The 21,525-nt window shown below is 71.7% G+C and carries 17 protein-coding genes; 2 read left to right on the top strand and 15 right to left on the bottom strand.

The features are described from left to right. Window positions 1-113: 113 nt before the first annotated feature. From ACFXKG_RS01920 to ACFXKG_RS01895, 6 genes are all read right to left on the bottom strand, one after another. Entirely contained in the window at window positions 114-1,043 is a 930-nt protein-coding gene (locus ACFXKG_RS01920; protein WP_384830722.1) for a PfkB family carbohydrate kinase, read from the bottom strand. Further along, the gene (locus tag ACFXKG_RS01915) at window positions 1,040-2,029 is read right to left on the bottom strand and encodes a zinc-dependent alcohol dehydrogenase family protein (RefSeq protein WP_365812567.1); all 990 of its coding nucleotides are present in this window, start codon (window positions 2,027-2,029) and stop codon (window positions 1,040-1,042) included. The genes ACFXKG_RS01920 and ACFXKG_RS01915 overlap by 4 nt, the downstream gene beginning before the upstream one ends. Then, window positions 2,029-2,928: a carbohydrate ABC transporter permease gene (locus tag ACFXKG_RS01910; protein ID WP_384830719.1), complete on the bottom strand. Its 900-nt coding sequence runs from the start codon at window positions 2,926-2,928 to the stop codon at window positions 2,029-2,031. Before ACFXKG_RS01910 ends, ACFXKG_RS01915 begins: the two co-directional genes overlap by 1 nt. Next, window positions 2,925-3,902 carry a carbohydrate ABC transporter permease gene (locus tag ACFXKG_RS01905; protein WP_384830716.1) on the bottom strand — a complete coding sequence of 326 codons (978 nt, stop codon included), beginning with the start codon at window positions 3,900-3,902 and terminating at the stop codon, window positions 2,925-2,927. Before ACFXKG_RS01905 ends, ACFXKG_RS01910 begins: the two co-directional genes overlap by 4 nt. Next, the gene (locus ACFXKG_RS01900) at window positions 3,899-5,260 is read right to left on the bottom strand and encodes an ABC transporter substrate-binding protein (protein ID WP_384830714.1); all 1,362 of its coding nucleotides are present in this window, start codon (window positions 5,258-5,260) and stop codon (window positions 3,899-3,901) included. The genes ACFXKG_RS01905 and ACFXKG_RS01900 overlap by 4 nt, the downstream gene beginning before the upstream one ends. Before the next feature lie 138 nt (window positions 5,261-5,398). Continuing rightward, window positions 5,399-6,160 carry a DeoR/GlpR family DNA-binding transcription regulator gene (locus ACFXKG_RS01895; protein WP_384830711.1) on the bottom strand — a complete coding sequence of 254 codons (762 nt, stop codon included), beginning with the start codon at window positions 6,158-6,160 and terminating at the stop codon, window positions 5,399-5,401. Window positions 6,161-6,599: 439 nt separating this feature from the next. Here ACFXKG_RS01895 and gndA point away from each other — a divergent pair, with 439 nt between their 5' ends. Next, the gene (gndA, locus tag ACFXKG_RS01890) at window positions 6,600-8,042 is read left to right on the top strand and encodes an NADP-dependent phosphogluconate dehydrogenase (protein WP_384830708.1); all 1,443 of its coding nucleotides are present in this window, start codon (window positions 6,600-6,602) and stop codon (window positions 8,040-8,042) included. Between the two features lie 651 nt (window positions 8,043-8,693). Here the strand turns inward: gndA and ACFXKG_RS01885 are convergent. Together ACFXKG_RS01885 and ACFXKG_RS01880 are read right to left on the bottom strand one after the other, a co-directional pair. Beyond that, complete coding sequence (locus ACFXKG_RS01885; RefSeq protein ID WP_384831732.1) at window positions 8,694-9,335, bottom strand: aspartate/glutamate racemase family protein; 642 nt, start codon at window positions 9,333-9,335, stop codon at window positions 8,694-8,696. A 59-nt stretch (window positions 9,336-9,394) separates the two neighbouring features. Continuing rightward, window positions 9,395-9,745 carry a GNAT family N-acetyltransferase gene (locus tag ACFXKG_RS01880; protein ID WP_384830705.1) on the bottom strand — a complete coding sequence of 117 codons (351 nt, stop codon included), beginning with the start codon at window positions 9,743-9,745 and terminating at the stop codon, window positions 9,395-9,397. A 449-nt stretch (window positions 9,746-10,194) separates the two neighbouring features. Here ACFXKG_RS01880 and ACFXKG_RS01875 point away from each other — a divergent pair, with 449 nt between their 5' ends. Then, window positions 10,195-11,175, top strand: coding sequence for an MIP/aquaporin family protein (locus tag ACFXKG_RS01875; protein WP_384830702.1), 981 nt, complete (start codon window positions 10,195-10,197; stop codon window positions 11,173-11,175). An 87-nt stretch (window positions 11,176-11,262) separates the two neighbouring features. Here ACFXKG_RS01875 and ACFXKG_RS01870 read toward each other — a convergent pair whose 3' ends face one another. From ACFXKG_RS01870 to ACFXKG_RS01840, 7 genes are all read right to left on the bottom strand, one after another. Further along, the gene (locus tag ACFXKG_RS01870) at window positions 11,263-11,811 is read right to left on the bottom strand and encodes a DoxX family protein (protein ID WP_384830699.1); all 549 of its coding nucleotides are present in this window, start codon (window positions 11,809-11,811) and stop codon (window positions 11,263-11,265) included. 174 nt (window positions 11,812-11,985) lie between these two features. After that, the gene (locus ACFXKG_RS01865; RefSeq protein WP_384830696.1) at window positions 11,986-13,218 is read right to left on the bottom strand and encodes an SGNH/GDSL hydrolase family protein; all 1,233 of its coding nucleotides are present in this window, start codon (window positions 13,216-13,218) and stop codon (window positions 11,986-11,988) included. Between the two features lie 70 nt (window positions 13,219-13,288). Beyond that, window positions 13,289-15,586 (bottom strand): MMPL family transporter, encoded by a 2,298-nt coding sequence (locus ACFXKG_RS01860; RefSeq protein ID WP_384830693.1) that lies wholly within the window; start codon window positions 15,584-15,586, stop codon window positions 13,289-13,291. A gap of 127 nt (window positions 15,587-15,713) precedes the next feature. Further along, the gene (yicI, locus tag ACFXKG_RS01855; RefSeq protein ID WP_384830690.1) at window positions 15,714-18,026 is read right to left on the bottom strand and encodes an alpha-xylosidase; all 2,313 of its coding nucleotides are present in this window, start codon (window positions 18,024-18,026) and stop codon (window positions 15,714-15,716) included. A gap of 83 nt (window positions 18,027-18,109) precedes the next feature. After that, the gene (locus ACFXKG_RS01850) at window positions 18,110-18,937 is read right to left on the bottom strand and encodes a carbohydrate ABC transporter permease (protein ID WP_384830687.1); all 828 of its coding nucleotides are present in this window, start codon (window positions 18,935-18,937) and stop codon (window positions 18,110-18,112) included. Window positions 18,938-18,942: 5 nt separating this feature from the next. After that, the gene (locus tag ACFXKG_RS01845) at window positions 18,943-19,944 is read right to left on the bottom strand and encodes a carbohydrate ABC transporter permease (protein WP_384830684.1); all 1,002 of its coding nucleotides are present in this window, start codon (window positions 19,942-19,944) and stop codon (window positions 18,943-18,945) included. 16 nt (window positions 19,945-19,960) lie between these two features. After that, a complete protein-coding gene (locus ACFXKG_RS01840) occupies window positions 19,961-21,187 on the bottom strand; it encodes an extracellular solute-binding protein (RefSeq protein ID WP_384830681.1) in 1,227 nt (408 codons plus the stop codon). Window positions 21,188-21,525 lie beyond the last annotated feature (338 nt).

The following is a 21,525-nucleotide window of genomic DNA, read 5'->3' as shown; positions in this document are numbered from 1 at the left end:
CCCCGTCCGGGAGGCGCCCGCGCACCCGCGCGGAGCCGCCGCCCCGCGCGGGTGCGGGGCGGCGGCTCCGGGAGGGAACCCCAGGGGATCAGGGGAGGAAGTCCCCCGGGGGGTCAGGCGTCCGGCGGTCTCGTCGGCTCCGTACCGGTCTGGGCGCAGACCGAGGCGGCCACCCGGGACGCGAAGCCCAGCATCTCCGTCACCTCGTCGCGGGAGAGCCCGGCGACGCCGCCGGACCGGTCCGCGCCGGGTGCGGTCAGCCAGTTGAGGACGCCGGCCATGAAGGCGTCACCGGCGCCGATGGTGTTGACCACCTCGACGGGTACGGCGGGCACGGAGACCGGCTCCGCGTTCCCCGCGAACGCCGTGGCGCCCTGGGCGCCCCGGGTGAGCACCACGAGGCGCCCCTCCCCGGCCAGCCGCCGGCAGCTCGCGTCGGGGTCCGTGCCGGGCCACAGCCGGGCCAGGTCCTCGTCGCTCGCCTTGACGACCTGGGCGAGCGCGCACAGCTCGCGCAGCCGCCGGACCGCCCGTTCCGGGTCGATCGTCCGGTCCTCACGCACGTTCGGGTCCACCACCAGCAGCGAACGCGCGGCGCCCGCGCGGGCGGTGGCCGCGACCGCCTCGGCCGCGGGCTCCACGACGGCGGCGACCCCGCCCACGTACACGGCGGCGAACCGCTCGGTCCGCGCGGAGTGGTCCGGCAGCCGGAAGGTCGCCGTGTCGCCGAGGTGGAAGTGGTAGCCGGTGCCGTCGGGACCCGGGTCGGCGACCGCGAGCGTCGTGGGCAGCTCCGAGCGTGCGCAGAGGCCGAGTTCCGTACCGGCGGAGACCAGCCGCTGTTCGATCACGCGGGCGAAGCCGTCGCCGCCGAGGGCCCCGGCGAACCAGCTCGGCGTACCGAGCCGGGCGAGCCCGGCCGCGACATTGGCGGGCGCGCCGCCGGGCTGGGCCCGGTACGTCTCCGGGTCGTCCGGCACCGGGACGAGGTCGATGAGCGCCTCGCCCATGACGAGCACGGCGCCGGGGCCCACCTCGGTCACGGCTGGACCACGATCTTGCGTCCCTGGCCCGCCTTGAACTTCTCGATGGCCTGCGGGTACTGCTCCAGCGGCAGCCGGTCGCTGATGAAGACGGCCGGGTCGAGCACCCCGGAGGCGAAGAGCGCGGCGGCCCGCTCGTAGCTGTGCAGCACCGCCATGGATCCGGTGATGGTGATCTCCTGGTTGTAGATCCGGTACGGCTCGATGACGGCGGTCGTCGCGTAGTCGGCGACCCCGAACTGGAGGAACGTACCGCCCTTGGCGACCCGGCCCAGACCGTCCTGGATGGCGCCCGCGTTGCCGGTGGCGTCGATGACGACGTCCCAGCCGGTGGGCCGGTCGAACTCGTCCGCCGAGGAACCGGAGCGCGAGCAGCCGAGCTTGCCGGCGGTCGCCAGCCGCTCCGGGTTGATGTCGAGCATGTCGACGGAGGAGGCGCCGGTGCGCTTGGCGAGCTCCAGCATCATCAGGCCCATGGTGCCCGAGCCGTAGATCAGCACCTCGGCGCCGAGGGTCGACCGGAGCACGTCGTACCCGCGTACGGCGCAGGAGAGCGGCTCGATCAGGGCCGCGTCCTTGACATCGACGTGGTCGGGCAGTTTGACGCAGTTGGCCACGGGCGCGACGGCGAACTCCGCGGCCCCGCCCGGCTTGCTGACCCCGATCGCGTTCCACCGGTCGCACAGGTTGCCCCGTCCGGTGCGGCAGTAGCGGCATTCGTTGCAGTACAGGGACGGGTCGACGGCGACCTTGTCGCCGATCGCCAGTTCGGTGACGTCGGTGCCGATCCCGACGATCTCACCGGCGAACTCGTGCCCCGGAACGATCGGCAGGGTGGGCGCGAACTCACCCTGCAGGATGTGCAGATCCGTGCCGCACAGTCCGCATGCGGCGACGGAGACGACCACGTCGCGAGGGCCGGGGGTGGGGTCGGGAACCGTCGTGACGGAGACCTTGCCGACGGCTTCGACGATCGCTGCCCTCATTACTTCACAGCTCCAAGAGAAAGGCCCTGGACCAGCTTGTCCTGGGCGGCGAATCCTGCGGCGAGCACCGGCAGGGACACAACGACGGACGCCGCGCACAGTTGGGCGAGGAAGAGCCCCTGACTGGTCACGAAGCCCGTCAGGAACACGGGGGCGGTCTGCGCCGTCACTCCGGTGAGGACCCGGGCGAAGAGCAGTTCGTTCCAACTGAAGATGAAGCAGATCAGCGACGTCGCCGCGATCCCGGGCGCGGCGACCGGCGCGACCACGCGCAGCAGGACGGTCGGCAGCCGGGCCCCGTCCACCTGCGCGGCCTCGATGATGGAGACCGGTACGTCGGCGAGGAAGGACTGCATCATCCACACCGCGATCGGCAGGTTCATCGAGGTGTAGAGGATGACCAGCAGCCAGATGTTGTCCAGCATGCCGACGTTCTTCGCGAAGAGGTAGACGGGCAGCAGCCCGGCGACCACCGGCAGCATCTTCGTGGAGAGGAAGAAGAACATGACGTCCGTCCACTTCTCCACGCGCTTGATGGAGAGCGCGTACGCCGCCGGCAGGGCCAGCAGCAGCACGAAGAGCGTGGAGAAGAACGACGCGGTCACGGAGTTGATCAGCGGCGGCCAGGGGCTCGCGCCGCCGCCCTCGCCGAAGAACACCCGGTAGCTGTCGAGGGTCAGTCCGGCGGTGAGCGAAGGCGGGTTGGTCGCCGCGTCGGCCTCCGTGTGGAAGGAGGTCAGCAGCATCCAGAGGGCCGGCAGGCAGAAGACGATGCCGACGATCCAGGCCAGCAGGCCGAGTCCGGCGGAGCGCCGCCTGGCCCGCCGGGCGGCGGGGGCGTACTTGTCGACGTGCGGCCGGGCGCTCGCACGGGGGCCGGTCACGGAGAGGGTGCTCATGCGCGGTTCGCCTCCTCACTGAAGAGGGACGAGACGACGCGCAGGGCGAAGGTCGCGATCACGATGGTGCCGATCACGACCACGACGCCGGCGGCCGAGGCCAGTCCGTACTCGTGAGCCTGGTAGAAGGTCTGGTAGATGGTGTACGGGAGATTGGCGGTGCCGAGGCCCCCGGAGGTGAGGGTGAACACCGCGTCGAAGTTCTGCACGATGTAGATCGAGCCGAGCAGGATGCCCAGTTCGAGGTAGCGGCGCAGGTGGGGCAGGGTGAGGTAGCCGAACATCTGCCATCCGGTCGCGCCGTCCAGCTTGGCTGCCTCCAGGATCTCGGCGGGCCTGCTCTGGAGTCCGGCGAGCAGGATGAGCATCATGAACGGCGTCCACTGCCAGATCAGCGCGGCCTCGACCGCGAGCAGCGGCATGTCGGAGATCCAGTCGGGCTGGGTGGGGTTCTCCACCCCGAAGAGCCCGGTGAACCAGGCCCAGCCGCCGTTGAGGAGCCCGTACTCGGGGTTGTAGAGGACGTGCTTCCACATGAGCGCGGCCGAGACCGGGACCAGGAGGAACGGCGTGATCAGCAGGGTGCGGACGAAGCCGCGGCCGATGAACTTGCGGTCGAGCAGCAGTGCGAGGAGCAGCCCGAGGACCACGCTGGCGATCACCACGGTCGCGGTGAGCAGCACGGTGGTGAACACCGATTCGCGCAGGCTCGCGTCGGTGAACACCGAGCCGTAGTTGGCGAGTCCGGCGAAGCTGCGCTCGTCGGGGGCGAGCGAGTTCCAGTCGAAGAGCGAGATCAACAGGGTTGCCACGAAGGGCAGTTGGGTGACAGCGATCAGGAAGATCAGGGCGGGCAGCAGCGGTGCCCGGGTGGCCCATGCGCGGGCCCGGGTGCCCCGGCCGGCCTGGTGCGACGCGGGGGGCCGCGGCCCCCCGGCCGGGGTGAGCGGGGGTGTGCTGACGGAGGTACTCACTTCTGGTCCTTGCCCACCTTTTCGGCCAGCGCCTGCGAGTTCTTCAGCGCTTCGGCCACGGTCTTCTTGCCGGCGATGGCGGCGCTGATCTCCTGCGAGACCTTGGTGCCGAGGTCGGTGAACTCGGGGATGTCGACGAACTGGATGCCGACGGTGGGACGGGGCTGGACGCCCGGGTCGGTCGGGTTGGCGGTGGCGATGGCGTTCTTGGTCACCTCGGCGAACGCGGCGGCTTCCTTCAGGTACTGCGGGTTCTCGTACGTCGAGGCGCGCTTGCCGGCCGGGACGTTCGACCAGCCGGCCTTCTCACCGGCGAGGGTCTCGTACTCCTTGCTGGACGCCCAGGAGATGAACTTCCAGGCGCTCTCCGTCTTGCTGGACGCCTTCTGCATGCCCCAGGCCCAGGTGTAGAGCCAGCCGGAGCTCTCCGTCTTGTCGACCGGGGCCGGTACGTAGCCGATCTTGCCCTTGACCGGGGATCCCTTGGCCTCCAGCGAGCCGGCGCCGGCGGTGGCGTCGTACCACATGGCCGACTTGCCCTGCGTCATGTTGTTGAGGCACTCGGCGTAACCGGCCTGCGGGGCGCCCGCCTCGCCGTGCTCGCGCACCAGGTCGACGTAGAACTGGGTGGCCTTGGTGAACTCGGGCGAGTCGAGCTGGGCCTCCCAGTCCTTGGTGAACCAGGTGCCGCCCATGGTGTTGACCACGGTCGTCAGCGGCGCGATGACCTCGCCCCAGCCGGGCAGCCCGCGCAGACAGATGCCCCGCATGCCCTTCTCGGCGCCGTCCGCCTTGGCGGCGAGGTCCGCGACCTGCTGCCAGGTGGGCTTGTCGGGCATCGTCAGCTTCTTCGCCTCGAAGACGTCCTTGCGGTACATCAGGAAGGACGACTCGCCGTAGAAGGGCTGGCCGTAGAGCTTGCCGTCCTCCGCGGTGAGGGAGTCCGAGAGGGGCTTGAGTATGTCGCCCTGGTCGAACGCCTTGTCCTTCTCGGTGTACTCGTCGAGCGAGTGCAGCCAGCCGTTCTTCGCGAAGAACGGCACCTCGAAGTTGCTGATGGTGGCGACGTCGTACTGGCCGGCCTGGTTCGAGAAGTCCTGGGTGATCTTGTCCCGGACGTCGTTCTCCGGCAGGACGGTGAAGTTCACCTTGATGCCGGTTTCCTTGGTGAAGTTGTCCGCGGTCAGCTTCTGCAGGTCGACCATCTGCGGGTTGTTCACCATGAGCACGTTGAGCGTGTCGTCGCCGCCGGAGGAGGAGCCCCCACCCGCGCCACTGCACCCCGCGAGAAGCGCGGTCAAGGCCACACTCGCGCCCACACGCATGCGGATTCCACGACGTCGTTGTTGCAGTGGCATGAGAGATCTCCTGATCATTCGGGGTGGTGAGTGGGGGGTGGTGGGACGAGGGGACGGTGCGCCGGGGTGGCCGGCGCGGCGCCGGTCCGGCGGAACGGAGAAGACGGACGTGCCCGTTCGGGCGGGAGGGGACCGCCGTCAGACGCGGATGACCTGCGGTCCGAGCAGCGAGTACCGCTGAGCCTCGGCCGAGGGCAGTCCGGAGTCCGTGACGATGGACTCGAAGTCACCGACCTCGGCGAAGCGGCAGAAGCTCACCGCGCCGAACTTGGTGTGGATCCCGGCGAAGACCCGGCGGCGGGCGCTCCGCATCGCCTGGGCCTTCACCTCGCTGACGGCGGGATCGGGAGTGGTGAGCCCGTACTCGCGCGAGATGCCGTTGGCCCCGACGTACGCGAGGTCGATGACGAACTCGGAGAGCATCCGGGTGGTCCAGTGGTCCACGGTGGCCATGGTGGAGCCGCGCACCCGGCCGCCGAGCAGCAGCACGGCGATCTTCTCGGCGTCCGCGAGGGTGGTCGCCACGGCGAGGGAGGCGGTGACCACGGTCAGCGGCCGGTCGCGGGGCAGCGCCTCGGCGACGAGCTGGGGGGTGAACCCCTCGTCGACGAAGACCGTCTCGGCGTCGCCGAGCAGGTCGGCGGCGGCCGCCGCGATCCGGGACTTCTGGGGTACGAGCCGGGTGGTCCGTACCGCGAGGGTCGTCTCGAATCCGGCGCTCTCCACGGGATAGGCGCCGCCGTGGGTGCGCCGTACCAGTCCGTGTCCTTCCAGGGCATGCAGGTCTCGCCGTACGGTCTCCTTGGCGACCTGGAGCCTCCCGGCCAGTGCGGTGACCTCCACTGACCCGTTGCTCCGGGCGATCTCAAGGATTTCTCGTCGGCGCTCGTCGGTGTCCACGACCACACACTTCCCTGCTTTTACTGCGGCTCAGCACCCGTTCGGGCTCGTGCGTCGTTTTTACAAGCAGGCAACCCGCTGCGACCAGGCTCTTCACAGGGTTGAGTGAGTCCGAGTCTGCCCGTTCGACCAACCGCGTCTGCCCTGGTCACACCGGCCGGTGGGGTCGGTGTTGCACGGATCACTGCCCGAATGGAGTCACTTCGGTGCCCGTTCGGTGCCCGGTGCGGCCGTGGCCCGCACCGGAAACGGAGCCCGTTTGCGGGCAGGAGCGGGCGGCGCCGGGCGGGGTGAACGGCCGTGTTCGGCGGTACGTATCCCTCCCCGGCGGCCCCGTCCGGCCGGCCCGGTACCCGCAGGTCTTTCTTGGCGCGCCCGGGTGCGGGGGTCTTTACTGTCGGGGCACGGCACAATTCGACGGATATCCAGGAGCACACGCATGAGTGGTACAGCCCAGATCGGTGTCACGGGGCTCGCGGTGATGGGCCGCAATCTCGCCCGGAACTTCGCCCGCAACGGATTCACCGTCGCTCTGCACAACCGCACCGCGTCGAAGACCCGTGCCCTGGTGGACGAGTTCGGTGACGAGGGCGCGTTCGTCCCCGCGGAGTCGGCGGAGGAGTTCGTCGCGGCCCTGGAGCGGCCCCGCCGACTGGTCATCATGGTGAAGGCCGGTGACCCGACGGACGCCGTCATCGAGGAGTTCGCCCCGCTGCTGGAGGAGGGCGACGTCATCATCGACGGCGGCAACGCCCACTTCGCGGACACCCGGCGGCGCGAGAAGGAACTGCGCGAGCGCGGCATCCACTTCGTCGGCGTCGGTATCTCCGGCGGTGAGGAGGGCGCCCTGCACGGGCCGAGCATCATGCCGGGCGGCTCCAAGGAGTCGTACGCGTCCCTCGGCCCGCTGCTGGAGAAGATCTCCGGCAAGGCGAAGGACGGCACGCCCTGCTGCACCCACATCGGCCCGGACGGCGCGGGACACTTCGTCAAGATGGTGCACAACGGCATCGAGTACGCCGACATGCAGCTCATCGCCGAGGCGTACCACCTGCTGCGCTCCGTCGCCGGCTACTCCCCCGCGAAGATCGCGGAGACCTTCAAGTCCTGGAACACCGGCCGCCTCGACTCGTACCTGATCGAGATCACGGCCGAGGTGCTGGCCCATACGGATGAGGCCACCGGCAAGGCGTTCGTGGACATCGTGACCGACCAGGCCGAGCAGAAGGGCACCGGCCGCTGGACCGTGCAGATCGCCCTCGACCTGGGCGTCCCGGTCTCCGGCATCGCCGAGGCGGTCTTCGCCCGTTCGCTCTCCGGCCACGCGGGGCTGCGGGACGCGTCGCAGGCGCTGCCGGGCCCGGCGGCGGCGCCGCTGGGCGAGGCCGAGGCGGCCCGTTTCGCGGACCAGGTCGAGCAGGCGCTCTACGCGTCGAAGATCGTGTCGTACACGCAGGGCTTCCACCAGCTCCAGGCGGGCAGCGCGGAGTACGGCTGGGACCTCGACCTCGGTGCGATCTCGGCGATCTGGCGGGAGGGGTGCATCATCCGCGCCGCGTTCCTCGACCGGATCCGCGAGGCGTACGACACCCGGGCCGACCTGCCGAGCCTCCTCTCCGACAAGCAGTTCGCCGAGGAGATCGGCGCGGCCCAGGAGGACTGGCGCGCGGTGGTCGCCGCCGCCGTGCACCAGGGTGTCCCCACGCCGGGCTTCGCGGCGGCGCTCGCGTACTACGACGCGCTGCGCGCCGAGCGGCTGCCCGCCGCGCTGACCCAGGGCCAGCGCGACTTCTTCGGCGCGCACACCTACCGGCGCACGGACCGCGAGGGCTCGTTCCACACGCTGTGGGGCGGCGACCGTTCCGAGGTGCGGACCGGCTGATCCGGCGGCCGGCCGGCCACGGCTGAACGGGCTCCGTACCGACCTGGGTCGGTACGGAGCCCGTTCCGTTGCGCGCGGGGCTCGGCCGCGTGGGCTCAGCCCGGTGGGATCAGCCCAGGGGGCCCGGCTGCGGCTGGGGTTCCGGCTGGGGTACGGGGCCGGGCTCCGGCGGGCCGGGGACAGGGTCGGGGCCGGGGATCGGCGCCGGTCCCGGCGGCGTGGGCACGGGGGACGGCGCGGGGCCCGGAGGAACGGGATCCGGCGCCGGTCCCGGGCCTGGCGGACCGGGCGGCGGGCTGGGCGGCGGAACCGGGTCGGGGTACGGACTGGTCATGCCTGTCCTCCAGAAGTACGGGAGTCGTGCGTTCCCAATGTCTCCCGGTGCGCGTGCCCACGCGCGCCGGGTCCACGCGTGGTCCCTCGTCGGCCCCTGATCGGCCCCTCGTGGTCCGGGGGACGCGAGGGGCCGAGTCCGTGGCGGAGGCCGGTCGCGCGCGGCCCGGAGAGGCCGTCCGGAGAGGCCGGAGTCGGGGCGTCGCGGAGAGGCGGGTCGTGCGGGACGCGCGGGGGCGCGGGCCGCGGAGGGGCACGCGAGGCGCTCGGCGCGCGCGGGACGCGCGGGAGCGCGGCAGCGCGGCAGCGCGCCGAACGTCAGCGGGCGGCTGTCGCGGCCGCCACCGCCGCGGCCAGCCCGGTCCGGGGCCCCGTGAGTACGGGCACGGCGCCGCGGGCCCGTTCGGCCGCCCCGGCCATCGACGCCTGGGCCAGCACGATCACCCCGCCCTCGGCGGAGTCCGTGACCGCGTCGACGGTCGCCGCCACCCTCGCCAGATAGCCGTCCATGTCCCCGGCCTCGAAGCGTTCCCAGGCCCCCTCCACCAGCACCGTGCGCAGTTCCAGGGCCTGCCCGGCCGCCGCCTCACGGATCAGCTCGGCCGTCGGCCCCAGGGTGGACTCCACCGTGGCGACCACCACGACGCGGCCGGCCGCCGCCGCTGCCTCGGCCATCGGCCGGTCGGCCCGCAGCACGGGCACGCCGAGCGCGGTCCCCGCCCGCTCCGCCACCTCCCCGATGGTCGAGCAGGTGCAGAGCACTGCGCCCGCCCCCTCGGCGACGGCCGGGGCGAGCACCGCCACGACCTCGGCCGCCACCGCCTCGGGCCCCTCCGCCCTGGCGCGGGCGAGCAGCTCCTCGGCGACGACATGACGCAGGGTCACACCGGGGTGGCCCGCGTCCCGCAGGGCGTCGAAGGCCGGGACATGGACCGGAGAGGTGTGCAGCAGGACGAGCACGGCCGGGTCCGGAGCCCCCGCCGCCCGCCGCCCGTCCGCAGGCCTCGCGCTCCGCGCCGTCACGCGTTCCTCACCTGTGCCTTCGCCGCCTCGACGGCCTCCGGCGGGGCCTCGGGCGCCGCTTCGGGGTGGCGCTGCGCCCAGCGGGCGGCGTACGGGCAGAGCGGGACGACGAAGGCGCCCTCCCGCTCCGCCATCGCGTAGAACTCCCGCACCAAGGTGCCGGCGATGCCCTTGCCCTCGTACCCCTCCTCCACCACGGTGTGCACCGCGACCAGCGCGGCCGGTACGGCGGGAGTCTCCGGGGTGGCCGCCAGGGTGACGTACGAGATGGCGCCGACGGCCTGACCGTCCTCGTACGCCTCGAAGCGGCCCTGGGGCCGGTTGTCCCGGATGTTCAGGTCTGCCATGCGCCTGTCTCCCTGCTGATCGTTCACGTCCGGCTCGGTTCCGGCTCCGGTCCGTTCCCGCCTGGTTCCGGCCGGCTCGTTATGGATGAGGCCGGCCCCCCTTACCGTACGGGCGCCGGGCCGGCCGGGTGCGCGGCGGGATCGCCCGGACGGCCGACGGCCCCGCGAGGAAAACCCCCGCGCTCCCGGAAAGGCCCACCGTAATTCCCGGGCCACGGGCGCCGCGCGCGGCGGTGTCCCCGCGTTCCCTGCCCTCCGGTGGCCGTTCCGATTCCCTTTCCGGAATTCCCGGCCCCCGCGCGGCGCGTGAAATCACCGGTCTGCCGTACGCCGCCGGACGGGGCGGCCGGACTTTCCGCCGGGCCGTCCGGACGCGGCCGCCGAACCCCGCGCCTAGGGTCGGGAATGTGTGATGCGCGGTGCGGAGCCGCCCGGGAAAAGGAGAGCACATGGCCGTACGCAGTACACGCCGCAGAGGCTACCCGGAGGGTCTCGGCGGCGAACTGGCCGCCGAGTTCCTGGGCACGCTCGTCCTGCTCCTGCTGGGCTGCGGATCCGTGGCCGTCGCCGTCGTCGGGCTGCCCGGTTCGGGCCGTCAGGTCGCGCCCTTCGGGCCCGCCAACTGGCTCATCATCTCCTGGGGCTGGGGTCTCGCCGTGGTGTTCGGCGTGTATGTCGCCGGCGGTATCAGCGGCGCGCACATCAACCCGGCGGTGACGCTCGCGTTCGCGGTCCGGCGGACTTTTCCCTGGCGGAAGGTCCTCCCCTACTGGGGCGCCCAATTGCTGGGCGCTTTTATCGGCGCCGCGCTCGTCTACGCCACCTACCGGTGGGCGATCGACTCGTTCAACTTCAAAGCGGGAACCGGGCGGGAGCAGTCCCTTTCCACCTACTCGATCTTCGCCACCTTTCCCGCCGAGTATTTCGGGAATTCATGGTGGGGGCCGCTGCTCGACCAGATCGTGGGCACCGCTGTTCTGCTCCTGCTGATCTGCGCGCTCATCGACACGAAGAACCTGGCACCGGGCTCCAACCTCGGCCCGTTCCTGACCGGTCTGGTCGTTTTCGCGATCGGTCTGACCTTTGGAGTGAACGCCGGTTACGCGATCAACCCCGCCCGGGACTTCGGTCCCCGGCTCTTCACTTTCTTCGAGGGCTGGGGCGCCATCGCGCTGCCGGGCAGCTTCCAGTGGTTCAGCCACTACTGGTGGATCCCGATCGTCGGCCCGCTCATCGGGGGCATCGTCGGGTCCCAGATCTACGACCGCGTGATCGCCCCGGTCATCAGGGCGCGCGGCGGCCCCACCGAGGAGGGCCGCGTCCCGGCCAGGGACGCTCCCCCGTCCCCCTCCTCTCCCGCCGCTCCCGCGACTCCGTCGGCTCCCCATTCGACCGAGCCGCCGGTCGAGCGGCCTCCGACGGAGCCGTAGACCGGCCGGGACCACCGCGCACGTACGAGGGGCGGGCCACCGTGGATGGTGGCCCGCCCCTCGTACCTACGCGGGCGCTCCCGCGTGTCACTCCCGCGCGGAGCCACCGTCCGGCCCGCCGTCCCCGGCCGCCGCCAGCGCCTTGGCCCGCCTGCCGATCACCACATAGGCCGCCGCCGCGCTGACCGCGAACGCCGCGGGGACCATCCAGTGCCGGTCGAACACGTGGCAGGTGGCGTGGTCGAGGGAGTAGCGGCCCGCGCCCGCCAGCCCGATGGAGGCGGCCGTCCAGCCGAGGAGGCCCGGGTACTCGCAGCCGCCCGACTGGGCGAAGAACCCGTTGGGCGCGTCCACGGCCACCGCGCCCGCCATGCCGCCCGCCGCCGCCGCGCCGGCCGCCGGGGTGGCGAGGCCGAGCGCCAGCAGCACGCCGCCGCCCGTCTCGGCGAGGCCGGAGGCGAGCGCGCTCGGCCGGCCCGGGTGGTAGCCCATGGCCTCCATCCCCTGGGCGGTGCCGTCGAGCCCGGGGCCGCCGAACCAGCCGAACAGTTTCTGCGTGCCGTGCGCGGCGAGTACCGCGCCGGTGCCGAGCCGCAGGGCGAGCAGGCCGAGGTCTCGTCGGGCAGGACAGGTCATGGCGGGCTCCTGGGAGTGGCGTGGGTGCCGCGGAAGGATCCGGGCGTACGTCTCCACTCTCGGCCGGGGAGGTCGCTCCCGCACGTCGGCCGGAGGGTCCGCGCCGAGTACCGGCGGTCCCGGGCAGCCCGCCCGGGACCGCCGGCCGTGTCGTACGTCCGGATCCCCGGGGGCCTACCTTCCGCAGCGCAGCGCGCGGGTGTCGACGGTGTCCGCCATGACCTGCATGCCCGCGTCGTTCGGGTGGAGATGGTCCCCGCTGTCGTACGCGGGCAGCATCCTCTCCGGGGCCGCCGGGTCGCCGATCGCCGCGTCGAAATCGATGACGGCGTCGAACGCGCCGCTCTCCCGGATGAAGGCGTTGACCTCCTGGCGCACCGCCTCACCGGCCACGTTCCACTCGCGCCAGCCCTGGTACGGCATGACCGTCGCCCCGACCGCGCAGGCGCCCGCGGCGTGGGTCCTGGCGATGATCTGGCGGTAGCCGTCGATCATCGCCGCGGCGGTGGGCGCCGGGGTGGCCTTGATGTCGTTGACGCCTTCGAGCAGGATCACCGTCCGCAGGCCGCGCTGCGACAGGACGTCGCGGTCGAGGCGCTTCAGCGCGCTCTCCCCCGCCCCGTCGGAGAGGACCTTGTTGCCGGAGATCCCCTCGTTGGCGACGCCCTTGACGGTGGTCCGCCGGTCGTCGCCGAGCCGCCGCGCGAGGAAGTCGGGCCAGCGCCGGTTGGTGTCGGCGGTGGAGCTCGCGCCGTCGGTGATCGAGTCGCCCAGCGCGACGACGGCGCCGGTGCCGCGTGGCGCGTCGGTCACCACGGCGTCGAGGTAGTAGCGGAAGCTCGTGCGCTGGGTGTACGCCGTGCCGGCGTCCTCGGCCGCGTGGTCGCCGACGGGGGCGATGTACGAGGTCTGGAGCCCCATCCGGTGGCCGGTGGCGGTGCCGGACGCGTCCCGTACGTACAGGCTGACGGCCAGGTCCGCGTACGGCCGTACGGTGCCCGGCAGCGGATCGCTGTAGACGGAACCGCCCGCCGGTACGGTGACGGAGGCGGCGCCGCGGAAGGTCAGCGCGCGGTTGGTGCCGGGCACCACGGCGGCGCCCGAGTCCACGGCCCCCGCGTAGGCGCTGCCGAAGGTCACCGGCTGTTCGCCGAAGGCGTTGGAGAGCCGGATCCGCAGCGCGCTGCCGCCCGCGCTGGTGCGGACGACGACGCGGTGGGTGCGCTCGGGTACGGCGGTGTCCAGCCGGTCGGCGCTGGCGGCCCAGGTGACGACGGGGGTGGTACGCGCGGCGGGCGCGGCGGTGGCCTCCTGCGGAACGGTGGTGACGGCACCGAAGGCGAGGGCGCCGAGGGCGAGGGCGACGGCCGCGCGCCGGGCGCGGCGAGGTAACTCCACATTTCTCATTGCGGGTTGAAGCCTCTCGTGACGACAGTCGTGCCCATGACATAAATCGGGGCCACCTCCAGGTGTGACCTCACTCCATGACACGGACGCCGGGCGCCGCCGGTTCGACTCCCTCCGTGTCCACGTGCGGCAGGAGCCGGTCCAGCCACCGGGGCGTCCACCAGGCGGCGGAACCCAGCAGGGTCATCACCGCCGGAACGAGCAGCAGCCGGACGATGGTCGCGTCGATCAGGACGCTGACGGCCAGACCGAGGCCGATCATCTTGACCACGATGTTGTCGCTGAGGATGAACGCGGCGAAGACGCTGACCATGATGAGGGCGGCGCAGGTGATCACCCGCGCGGTGATCTCCAGGCCGTGCGCGACGCTGTCCCCGCTGCGGTGGGTACGGCGCCAGGCCTCGTGGACCCGGGAGAGCAGGAAGACCTCGTAGTCCATGCTCAGCCCGAAGACGATGGCGAACATCATCATCGGCACGTAACTCTCGATGGGCACGGTCCCGTTGACGCCCAGCGCGGGCCCGCCCCAGCCCCACTGGAAGACGGCGACGACGACGCCGTACGACGCCGCGATCGAGATGAGGTTGAGCACGGCGGCCTTGAGCGCCACCAGGATCCCGCGGAACACGAGGAGGATGATGAGGAAGGCAAGGGCGACCACCACGCCGATGATGAGCGGCAGCCGGGCCGAGATGAGGTCGAGGAAGTCCTCCTGGGCGGCAGTCGTGCCCGTCACGTAGGTCGCCGCCGCGGTGCCGGCCGCGCCGCGCGGCAGCACGTCGTCCTTGAGGTGGCGGAAGAGCTTCGCCGTCCCGGCCGACTGGGGCGAGGTGCGGGAGAGCGCCGTGGCCGTCAGCACCTCGCCGTCACCGACCGGGGTGAGCGGGCTGACACTGGCCGCGCCGGGGACATCGGTGAGCGCCTTGGTCAGATTGGCGGCGAGCGCGGAGCGGTCGGCCGGCGGCACCTTGCTCTGGTCGACGACAAGGGTGAGCGGGCCGTTGGCGCCGGGCCCGAAGCCCTCGGAGATCAGGTCGTACGCGCGCCGGTCGGTGAAGCTCGTGGGGTCGGCCCCGTCGTCGATATGGCCCAGGCGGATGGAGAACAGGGGGATGGCGAGGACGCCGACGATCACGACGCCGCCGAGCAGGAACCACCACGGGCGGTGCTCCACACGCTGGGCGTACCGGTGCCAGCCGCCCCCCGTCCCGGTGGGGACCCGGGTACTGCCGCCGTGCCGCTCGGCGCGGACGAACCCCGGGTCGGAGACGCCCTCCGCCACCGGGCGGCGGACCCGGTAGCGGTCGATCCGGCGGCCGGCGAGCCCGAGGAGGGCCGGGACGAGGGTGAGCGCGCCGAGGACGGCGGTGATGACGGTGACGGCCGCCGCCGCGCCGAGCTTGCCGATGAAGCCGATCCGGGAGACGTACAGCCCGGCCAGGGCGACGATGACGGTGCATCCGGAGACGAGTACGGCCCGGCCGCTGGTGGCGACGGCACGGCCCGCCGCCGTCACCGGGTCCGCGCCGTCCATCGACAGCTGGCGGTGCCGGGTGATCAGGAAGAGGGCGTAGTCGATGCCGACGCCGAGTCCGATCATCGTGGCGAGGGTGGGCGAGACGCTCGCGAAGGTGAAGGCCGCGGCGATCAGGCTCAGACAGGCCAGCCCGACGATGACCGCGATCAGGGCGGTGAGCAGCGGGATCCCCGCGGCGATGACGCTGCCGAATCCGATCAGCAGGACGATCACCGCCACGGCGAACCCGATGGCCTCGCTGGTCAGGTCCGCGGCTTTCGGGCGGGCGAGTTCGCCGAGCGGTCCCCCGTACTCGACCTCGACGCCCGCGGCGCGCAGCGGCCGCACCGCCTTGTCGACGCCGTCGAGATACGAGTGGGGGAACGAGGTGGGGTTGGCGCTGAAGCGGACGCTGATGTAGCCGGTCCGTCCGTCGGAGGTGAGCGCTCCGGTGGGCGGCGAGGAGGGCGTGGCGGGCAGCGGGCCGACGACGGACAGGACGTGCGGGAGCTTCTTGAGGGAGGCGACCGTCTGGTCGATCTGGCTCCCTGCGGCGGTGAGGGACTGCTTCCCGTCGTGCAGGACGACCTGGGCGCCGACGCCGCCGGCCCCGGGCGCGTGTTCACCGAGCACCCGGGCGCCGGTGTCCGACTGGGTTCCGGGGAGGGTGAAGTTGTCGGAGTACGTACCTCCGAACGTGTTCTGCAGCGCGTGCAGCCCGCCGAGGGCGACCAGCCAGACGACGACCACCACGACGACATGACGGGCGCACCACTCGCCGATGCGCTGCAGGAGGCCCGGCCGCGTCCGGTTCGCCGCCGCCGTTCCGTCCGTACCGCCGCGCTCGGCCATGCGTACCCCCAGAGGGTGCGAAACATCAGCTCACCATAATAAATACGCCATATGCGACTTATGCGGTCATCTTTACGCATTCAGCCAGGGTGGCGACGGTGACCCGCTGGGGGTACGTGGACGGGGCTCAGGCCAGGCGGAGCGTCAGCCGGTGGGTGCCCGCCGGGGCGTTGTGGAGGGCGCCGAGCGGATCCGCGGCGGCGTCCCCGGTGGGTTCCGCGCCCACCAGCAGGACCTTCCAGGGCAGTGCGCTCCCGGTCTCCACGACGATCTCGTCACCGTCGCGCCGGGTGGTGAAGACCGCGGCGGGGCCCGACCCGTCCGGCGCGGGAACGGCGGTGACGACCTCCGCGCGGTCCGCCGGGGTGTGCACGCGCAGGGTCACCCCGTCCGCCCAGTCGTACTCGGGCCCCTCGTCCACGGCGCCGAGCGGGATCACCGCGCCGGGCCTGGCGAGCAGCGGCAGGGTGTCGAAGCCGTGGGTCTCGCGGTGCCAGCCGGGCCCGGTGACCTGGGCGCCGGTCAGGATGTTGGTCCAGGCGCCGGCGGGCACGTAGTACTCGACGGAGCCGTCCTCGGTGAAGACGGGGGCGACCAGCAGGTCGTCGCCGAGCATGTACTGCCGGTCGAGCGGGTGGCAGGCCGGGTCGTCGGGGAACTCCACCACCATGGCGCGCATCACGGGCGTACCGGCGTCCCTGGCCTGGGTCGCGGCGCGGTAGAGGTACGGCATCAGCCGGTGCTTGAGCCGGGTGAAGTCGCGGGTGACGGCGACGGCCTCGTCCCCGTAGTCCCACGGCACCCGGTAGGACTTGGAGCCGTGCAGCCTGCTGTGCGAGGAGAGCAGGCCGAACTGGACCCACCGCTTGAAGAGCGCGGGCGTCGGCGTGCCCTCGAAGCCGCCGATGTCATGGCTCCAGAAGCCGAAGCCGGACAGGCCCAGCGAGAGTCCGCCGCGCAACGACTCGGCCATGGCCTCGAACGTCGACTCGCAGTCGCCGCCCCAGTGCACGGGGAGCCGCTGGCCGCCGGTGGTCGCGGAGCGGGCGAAGACGACGGCCTCGCCCTCGCCCCTTTCCTGGCGCAGCAGTTCGAAGACGGTCTCGTTGTAGATCTGCGTGTAGTAGTTGTGCATCCGCTCCGGGTCGGATCCGTCGTGCCACGCGACGTCGACGGGCACCCGCTCGCCGAAGTCCGTCTTGAAGCAGTCGACACCCTGGTCGAGCAGGACGCGCAGCTTGTCGGCGTACCAGACGCGGGCGTCCGGGTTGGTGAAGTCGACCAGCGCCATGCCGGGCTGCCAGCGGTCCCACTGCCAGACGTCCCCGTCGGGCTTCCTGAGCAGATAGCCCGCGGCCATCCCCTCGGCGAAGAGGGGCGACTTCTGCGCGATGTACGGGTTGATCCAGGCGCAGACGCGCAGCCCGCGCTCGCGCAGCCGGGCGAGCATGCCCTCCGGGTCGGGGAAGACGTCCGGGTCCCAGACGAAGTCGCTCCACTGGTACTCGCGCATCCAGAAGCAGTCGAAGTGGAAGACGCTCAGGGGGATTTCGGCGTCGGCCATGCCCTGGACGAACCGGTTGACGGTGGCCTCGTCGTACGAGGTGGTGAAGGAGGTCGAGAGCCACAGGCCGAACGACCAGGCGGGCGGCAGCGCGGGACGGCCGGTGAGCGCGGTGTAGCGGGCGAGGATCTCCCGGGGGCCGGGGCCGTGGATGACATAGAACTCCAGGCTCTGGTCCTCGACGCTGAACTGGACGCGCCCGACGGCCTCGGAGCCCACCTCGTACGAGACCTGGCCGGGGTGGTTGACGAAGACGCCGTAGCCGCGGGTGGTGAGGTGGAACGGGACGTTCTTGTACGCCTGTTCGCTGCTGGTGCCGCCGTCCGCCTGCCAGATGTCCACGGTCTGGCCGTTCTTGACGAACGGGGTGAAGCGTTCGCCCAGTCCGTACACGCTCTCCCCGACGGCGAGGGAGAGCTGCGCGAGCATGAAGTGCCGGCCGTCGGCGTCGGTCGCGAAGCCGGCCCCGCGGCTGCCGACCGAGGTGAGGGTCCGCCCGCCCGCCGTGAAGTCGAGCTGCCAGGGTGCGTCGGTGTCGGTCCGCAGGGAGAGTTCCCCGGAGGCGAGTTCGACCGTGGTGCCCTCCCTGACCACCTTCCCCGCGCCGGTTCCGGAGCCGGTGGCGAGCGCGAACTCCGGTGTCCTCGGGGCGCGTCCGCCGTGATGGGTGACGCGGACCCCGATGACGCCCTCGGCGGGTGACCAGCAGTCCACGGTCACGAGGGGGGCGTTGAGCGTGTCGCCGCGGTGGGTCACCCGCCCCACCGGAGCGTAGAGGGTGACCCGGTCGTCGGTGACCTCGGCGTCGGCGACGGAGACCGCGTACCGCGCGGTCACGCCGGGGCGCATCTGCCAGTACCCGTCGGTGAACTTCATCAGTGCTCCTGCTCTGTGGAGGGGGCTGGTGCGGATCGGTGGTCCATCAGGTCGATGGTCTCTGCTCGACGGTGCGACGGCCGTTATTTGACGGAGCCGCCGGAGATGCCCGCGGCCACGTACTTCTGCGCCACGACGAGCAGGATCGCGGCGGGGACGGCGGAGACGACGGCGGTCGCCATCACCGCGCCCCAGTCGCTGACGTGGGCGCCGATGTACTCGTACATGGAGAGGGTGATCGGTTTGACGTCGTCGGTGGTGTTGAGCGTCAGGGCGAACATGAAGTCGGACCAGGCGAAGAGAAAGGTGAACAGGCCCGCCGTGAGCAGGGCGTTGCGGCTCATCGGCAGCACGATCCGGACGAAGGCGGTGAGCCGGTTGGCGCCGTCGACCAGCGCCGCCTCCACGACCTCGCGCGGTATCGACACCATGAAGGCGCGCAGCAGCACGATGGAGAACGGCAGCCCGAGCGAGGCGTCGGCGAGGATCAGTCCCAGCGGGGAGTTGACGAGGCGGAGTTCGACATAGGCGCTGTAGAGGGCGTTGGCGATGACGATGCCGGGGACCATCTGGGTGATCAGCGTGGCGAACACCATCGTACGGCTGCCGCGCAGCCCGAGCTGGGCCAGGCCGTACGCGGCGGGCGCGGCCAGCGCCAGACAGACCACGACGGCGCCGAGCGCGACGACGAGGCTGGTCACCAGCGAGCCGCCCTGGCTGCTCAGCGCCCGCTGGAAGTTGTCCCAGCCGGGCGAGGTGGGCAGCCAGTGGGTGGCGGCGAGGCTCTCGCCGGGCTGGAGGGCGATGTTGACCATCCAGTAGAGCGGGAAGAGCAGGACGACGAGGATCAGCAGGGCGACGGCGGTGGAGCCGCCGCCGCGCGAACGGCGGGCGGAGTCGGTGGTGGACATCGCGGTCACTTCCCCTGGCCGAAGTCGGAGCGGTTGGCCCGCAGGTAGAACACGGCGAAGACCGCGCTGATCAGGATGAGAACGTTGCCGACCACCGCGCCCTGGCCGAAGTTGAGCTGCTGGAAGGAGAGTTGGTAGGTGACGGTCCCCAGGGTCTGGGTGGAGTCGGCGGGGCCGCCGCCGGTCAGGGCGAGGATCAGGTCGAGGATCTTCACCGTGGACATGAAGCCGAGGATGAGGACCACGGTCACCACCGGGCGCAGCAGCGGCAGGGTGAGGCCGCGGAAGGTGCGCCAGGGCCCGGCTCCGTCGAGGGCGGCGGCCTCGTACAGGTCGCGGGGTATCTCCTGGAGCCCGCCGTAGAGGATCACCATGTTGAAGGGGATGCCGATCCAGATGTTGACGAGGACGGCGGAGAGCAGGGCCACGTCCGGGCTGCTGAGCCAGGGCACGGCGGACGAGGTGAGGTGCAGGTCCATCAGGAAGGTGTTGAGGACGCCGGTGTCCTGGTCGAGGAGTTTGCGCCAGACGACGGCCGAGACGACCATCGGGACGAGCCAGGGCAGCAGCAGGACCGCGCGGACGAAACCGGAGAGCCGGAAGCGGCGGGAGAAGAACACGGCGAGCGCGAGGCCGATGACGAACTGGCCGAGCAGGGAGCCCGCGGTGAAGAGCAGGGTGTGCCAGAGCGAGTCGGTGAAGAGCGGATTGCCGAAGACCCCGCGCCAGTTGTCGAGCCCGTTGAAGGGGGCCTCGCCGGTGAAGTACGTGCGCGGGGTGAAGTGCTGGAAGCTCATGATGACGTTGCGCACCAGCGGATAGCCGAAGAAGGCCAGCATGTAGAGAACGGCGGGCGCGACGAAGAGCAGGCGCAGGACCGCGCCGCGGCGGCCGGGGGTGCCGGGTGCCGCGCCGCCGGGGACGGTGGCACCCGTTTCCGCTGCGGGGGCGTCCACGGAGGGTGTCGCGGCGGGTTCCGGCGCGGCGGCCGGGGTGGTGGGCTTCATGGCGGTTCTCCTCACGTCACTCACCGGCCGTGGCCCGTGACTGGGCCTGCTTCAGGGCGGCTTCGGGTGTGGAGCGGCCGGTCAGCACGGACTGGAAGGCGCCCGCGAGGGCGTCGGAGACGACCGGCCAGCGGGCACCGACCCGGTCGGTGCGGGAGCGCGCGGTGGCGACCTGGTCGGCGAACGCGCCGAGCTTCGGGTTCTGGGCCTTGTACGCGGCCGCGGCGGCCGTCCGGGTGGGGACGTTGTAGACGGACTCGCCCCAGGAGATCTGGTTGCGCTGCTCGTTGAGGCAGTCGATGATCCGCGCGGCGGTCTTCTGGCGCCCGCTGTCACCGGTGCGGGGCAGGGTCATGACCGTGCCGCCGATCGGCGGCACCGGCGGGCGGCCGGCCTCGGGAACGGGGATCGTGGCGACCGCCCAGTCGAGGTCCTTGTGCTCGCCGAGGACCGGGACCTGCCACGGCCCGTTGATCATCATCGCGGCGCGGCCCGCGATGAACTGGTCGTTGACGTCCTGCTGGTTCCAGGTGACGACGGCGCTGGAGGCCGACTTGTCGTCGACCAGGCCTTTCCAGAGCCGCAGGGCGGGGGCTCCCCGGCCGTCGTCGAGCCGCGTCTCGTCACCGCCGGCCGACCAGAAGAACGGCAGGAACTGGTAGACGCCGTCCGCGTCGGGGGTCGCGCTGAAGGCCATCCCGAACGTCCGGCCCTGGGTGAGCTTCTTGGCGGTCGCCTTCAACTCCGCCCAGGTGGTGGGCGGTTCGACGCCCGCCTTGCGCAGCAGATCGACGTTGTAGATCAGGGCGAGGGAGTTGACCGACCGGGCGATGCCGTACTGGTCGCCCCGGAAGCTGCCCATGGAGACGGCGCCGGGCGACATCCCGGTCACGTCCACGCCCGCCTCCTTCAGCGGGAGGAGGCCCCCGGTGTCGGCGAACTGCGGGAGTTCGGAGCCGTCCAGCTCCAGGATGTCGGTCAGCGAGCGGGACGAGGCCATCCGCAGGGCTTTGGACACCACCTGGTCGGCGGGGACGCTGGTCTGTCTGACCTTCACCCCGAGCGGCTTCGCACAGCGGTCGAAGAACTTCTGCTGCTGGGTGTGTTCGTGGGTGTCGGTGGCCGAGTTGAGGACGGTGAGGGTGCCGGGATCGGGCAGCCGCGCGCACCCGGCGAGCGGTGCGATGGCCACGAGCGCGGTAAGGAGCACGGCCGGCGCCGGAAGGCGGCGGATCGGGTGCATGGCAGGGGAACTCCGTTCGGTCTACAACGCTGTATGGAGACGGAGATGGACGTGGATGTGCGTGGTGTACGTGGATGCACGAGAGCGCGCTGGTGCCTACCGGGACGCACTGGCGCGTACGGGGACGCGCCTCCGGATGGGCGGGGCAGGCGGCGAGGGCCGGTAGGAGGCGGAGCGAGCGGGCGGGCGGGAGAACAGGTGTCGAATCGATTCGATTCAGCGCTGCGGCGATGTTAGGCGCTCGCCGAAACGGCGACAAGGGGCGCAGCGGCGTCTTCGCCACGAGGGTCGGGATCCGGCCGGGGCGTCTTCGCCACGAGGGTCCGGATCCGCCCGGG

Origin of the sequence: Streptomyces sp. NPDC059255, assembly GCF_042752355.1 — a bacterium.
Taxonomy (GTDB): Bacteria; Actinomycetota; Actinomycetes; order Streptomycetales; family Streptomycetaceae; genus Streptomyces.
The sequence above is the reverse complement of the archived record's forward strand: the minus strand, read 5'-3'. Positions and strand labels throughout refer to the sequence as shown.

What these genes read in the sequence shown, in the direction of transcription:
- ACFXKG_RS01915 (WP_365812567.1), bottom strand. Translation starts at nt 2,029, where the DNA reads ATGAGGGCAGCGATCGTCGAAGCCGTCGGCAAGGTCTCCGTCACGACG.
- ACFXKG_RS01910 (WP_384830719.1), bottom strand. Translation starts at nt 2,928, where the DNA reads ATGAGCACCCTCTCCGTGACCGGCCCCCGTGCGAGCGCCCGGCCGCAC.
- ACFXKG_RS01900 (WP_384830714.1), bottom strand. Translation starts at nt 5,260, where the DNA reads ATGCCACTGCAACAACGACGTCGTGGAATCCGCATGCGTGTGGGCGCG.
- gndA (WP_384830708.1), top strand. Translation starts at nt 6,600, where the DNA reads ATGAGTGGTACAGCCCAGATCGGTGTCACGGGGCTCGCGGTGATGGGC.
- ACFXKG_RS01880 (WP_384830705.1), bottom strand. Translation starts at nt 9,745, where the DNA reads ATGGCAGACCTGAACATCCGGGACAACCGGCCCCAGGGCCGCTTCGAG.
- ACFXKG_RS01875 (WP_384830702.1), top strand. Translation starts at nt 10,195, where the DNA reads ATGGCCGTACGCAGTACACGCCGCAGAGGCTACCCGGAGGGTCTCGGC.
- ACFXKG_RS01870 (WP_384830699.1), bottom strand. Translation starts at nt 11,811, where the DNA reads ATGACCTGTCCTGCCCGACGAGACCTCGGCCTGCTCGCCCTGCGGCTC.
- ACFXKG_RS01865 (WP_384830696.1), bottom strand. Translation starts at nt 13,218, where the DNA reads ATGAGAAATGTGGAGTTACCTCGCCGCGCCCGGCGCGCGGCCGTCGCC.
- ACFXKG_RS01860 (WP_384830693.1), bottom strand. Translation starts at nt 15,586, where the DNA reads ATGGCCGAGCGCGGCGGTACGGACGGAACGGCGGCGGCGAACCGGACG.
- yicI (WP_384830690.1), bottom strand. Translation starts at nt 18,026, where the DNA reads ATGAAGTTCACCGACGGGTACTGGCAGATGCGCCCCGGCGTGACCGCG.
- ACFXKG_RS01850 (WP_384830687.1), bottom strand. Translation starts at nt 18,937, where the DNA reads ATGTCCACCACCGACTCCGCCCGCCGTTCGCGCGGCGGCGGCTCCACC.
- ACFXKG_RS01845 (WP_384830684.1), bottom strand. Translation starts at nt 19,944, where the DNA reads ATGAAGCCCACCACCCCGGCCGCCGCGCCGGAACCCGCCGCGACACCC.
- ACFXKG_RS01840 (WP_384830681.1), bottom strand. Translation starts at nt 21,187, where the DNA reads ATGCACCCGATCCGCCGCCTTCCGGCGCCGGCCGTGCTCCTTACCGCG.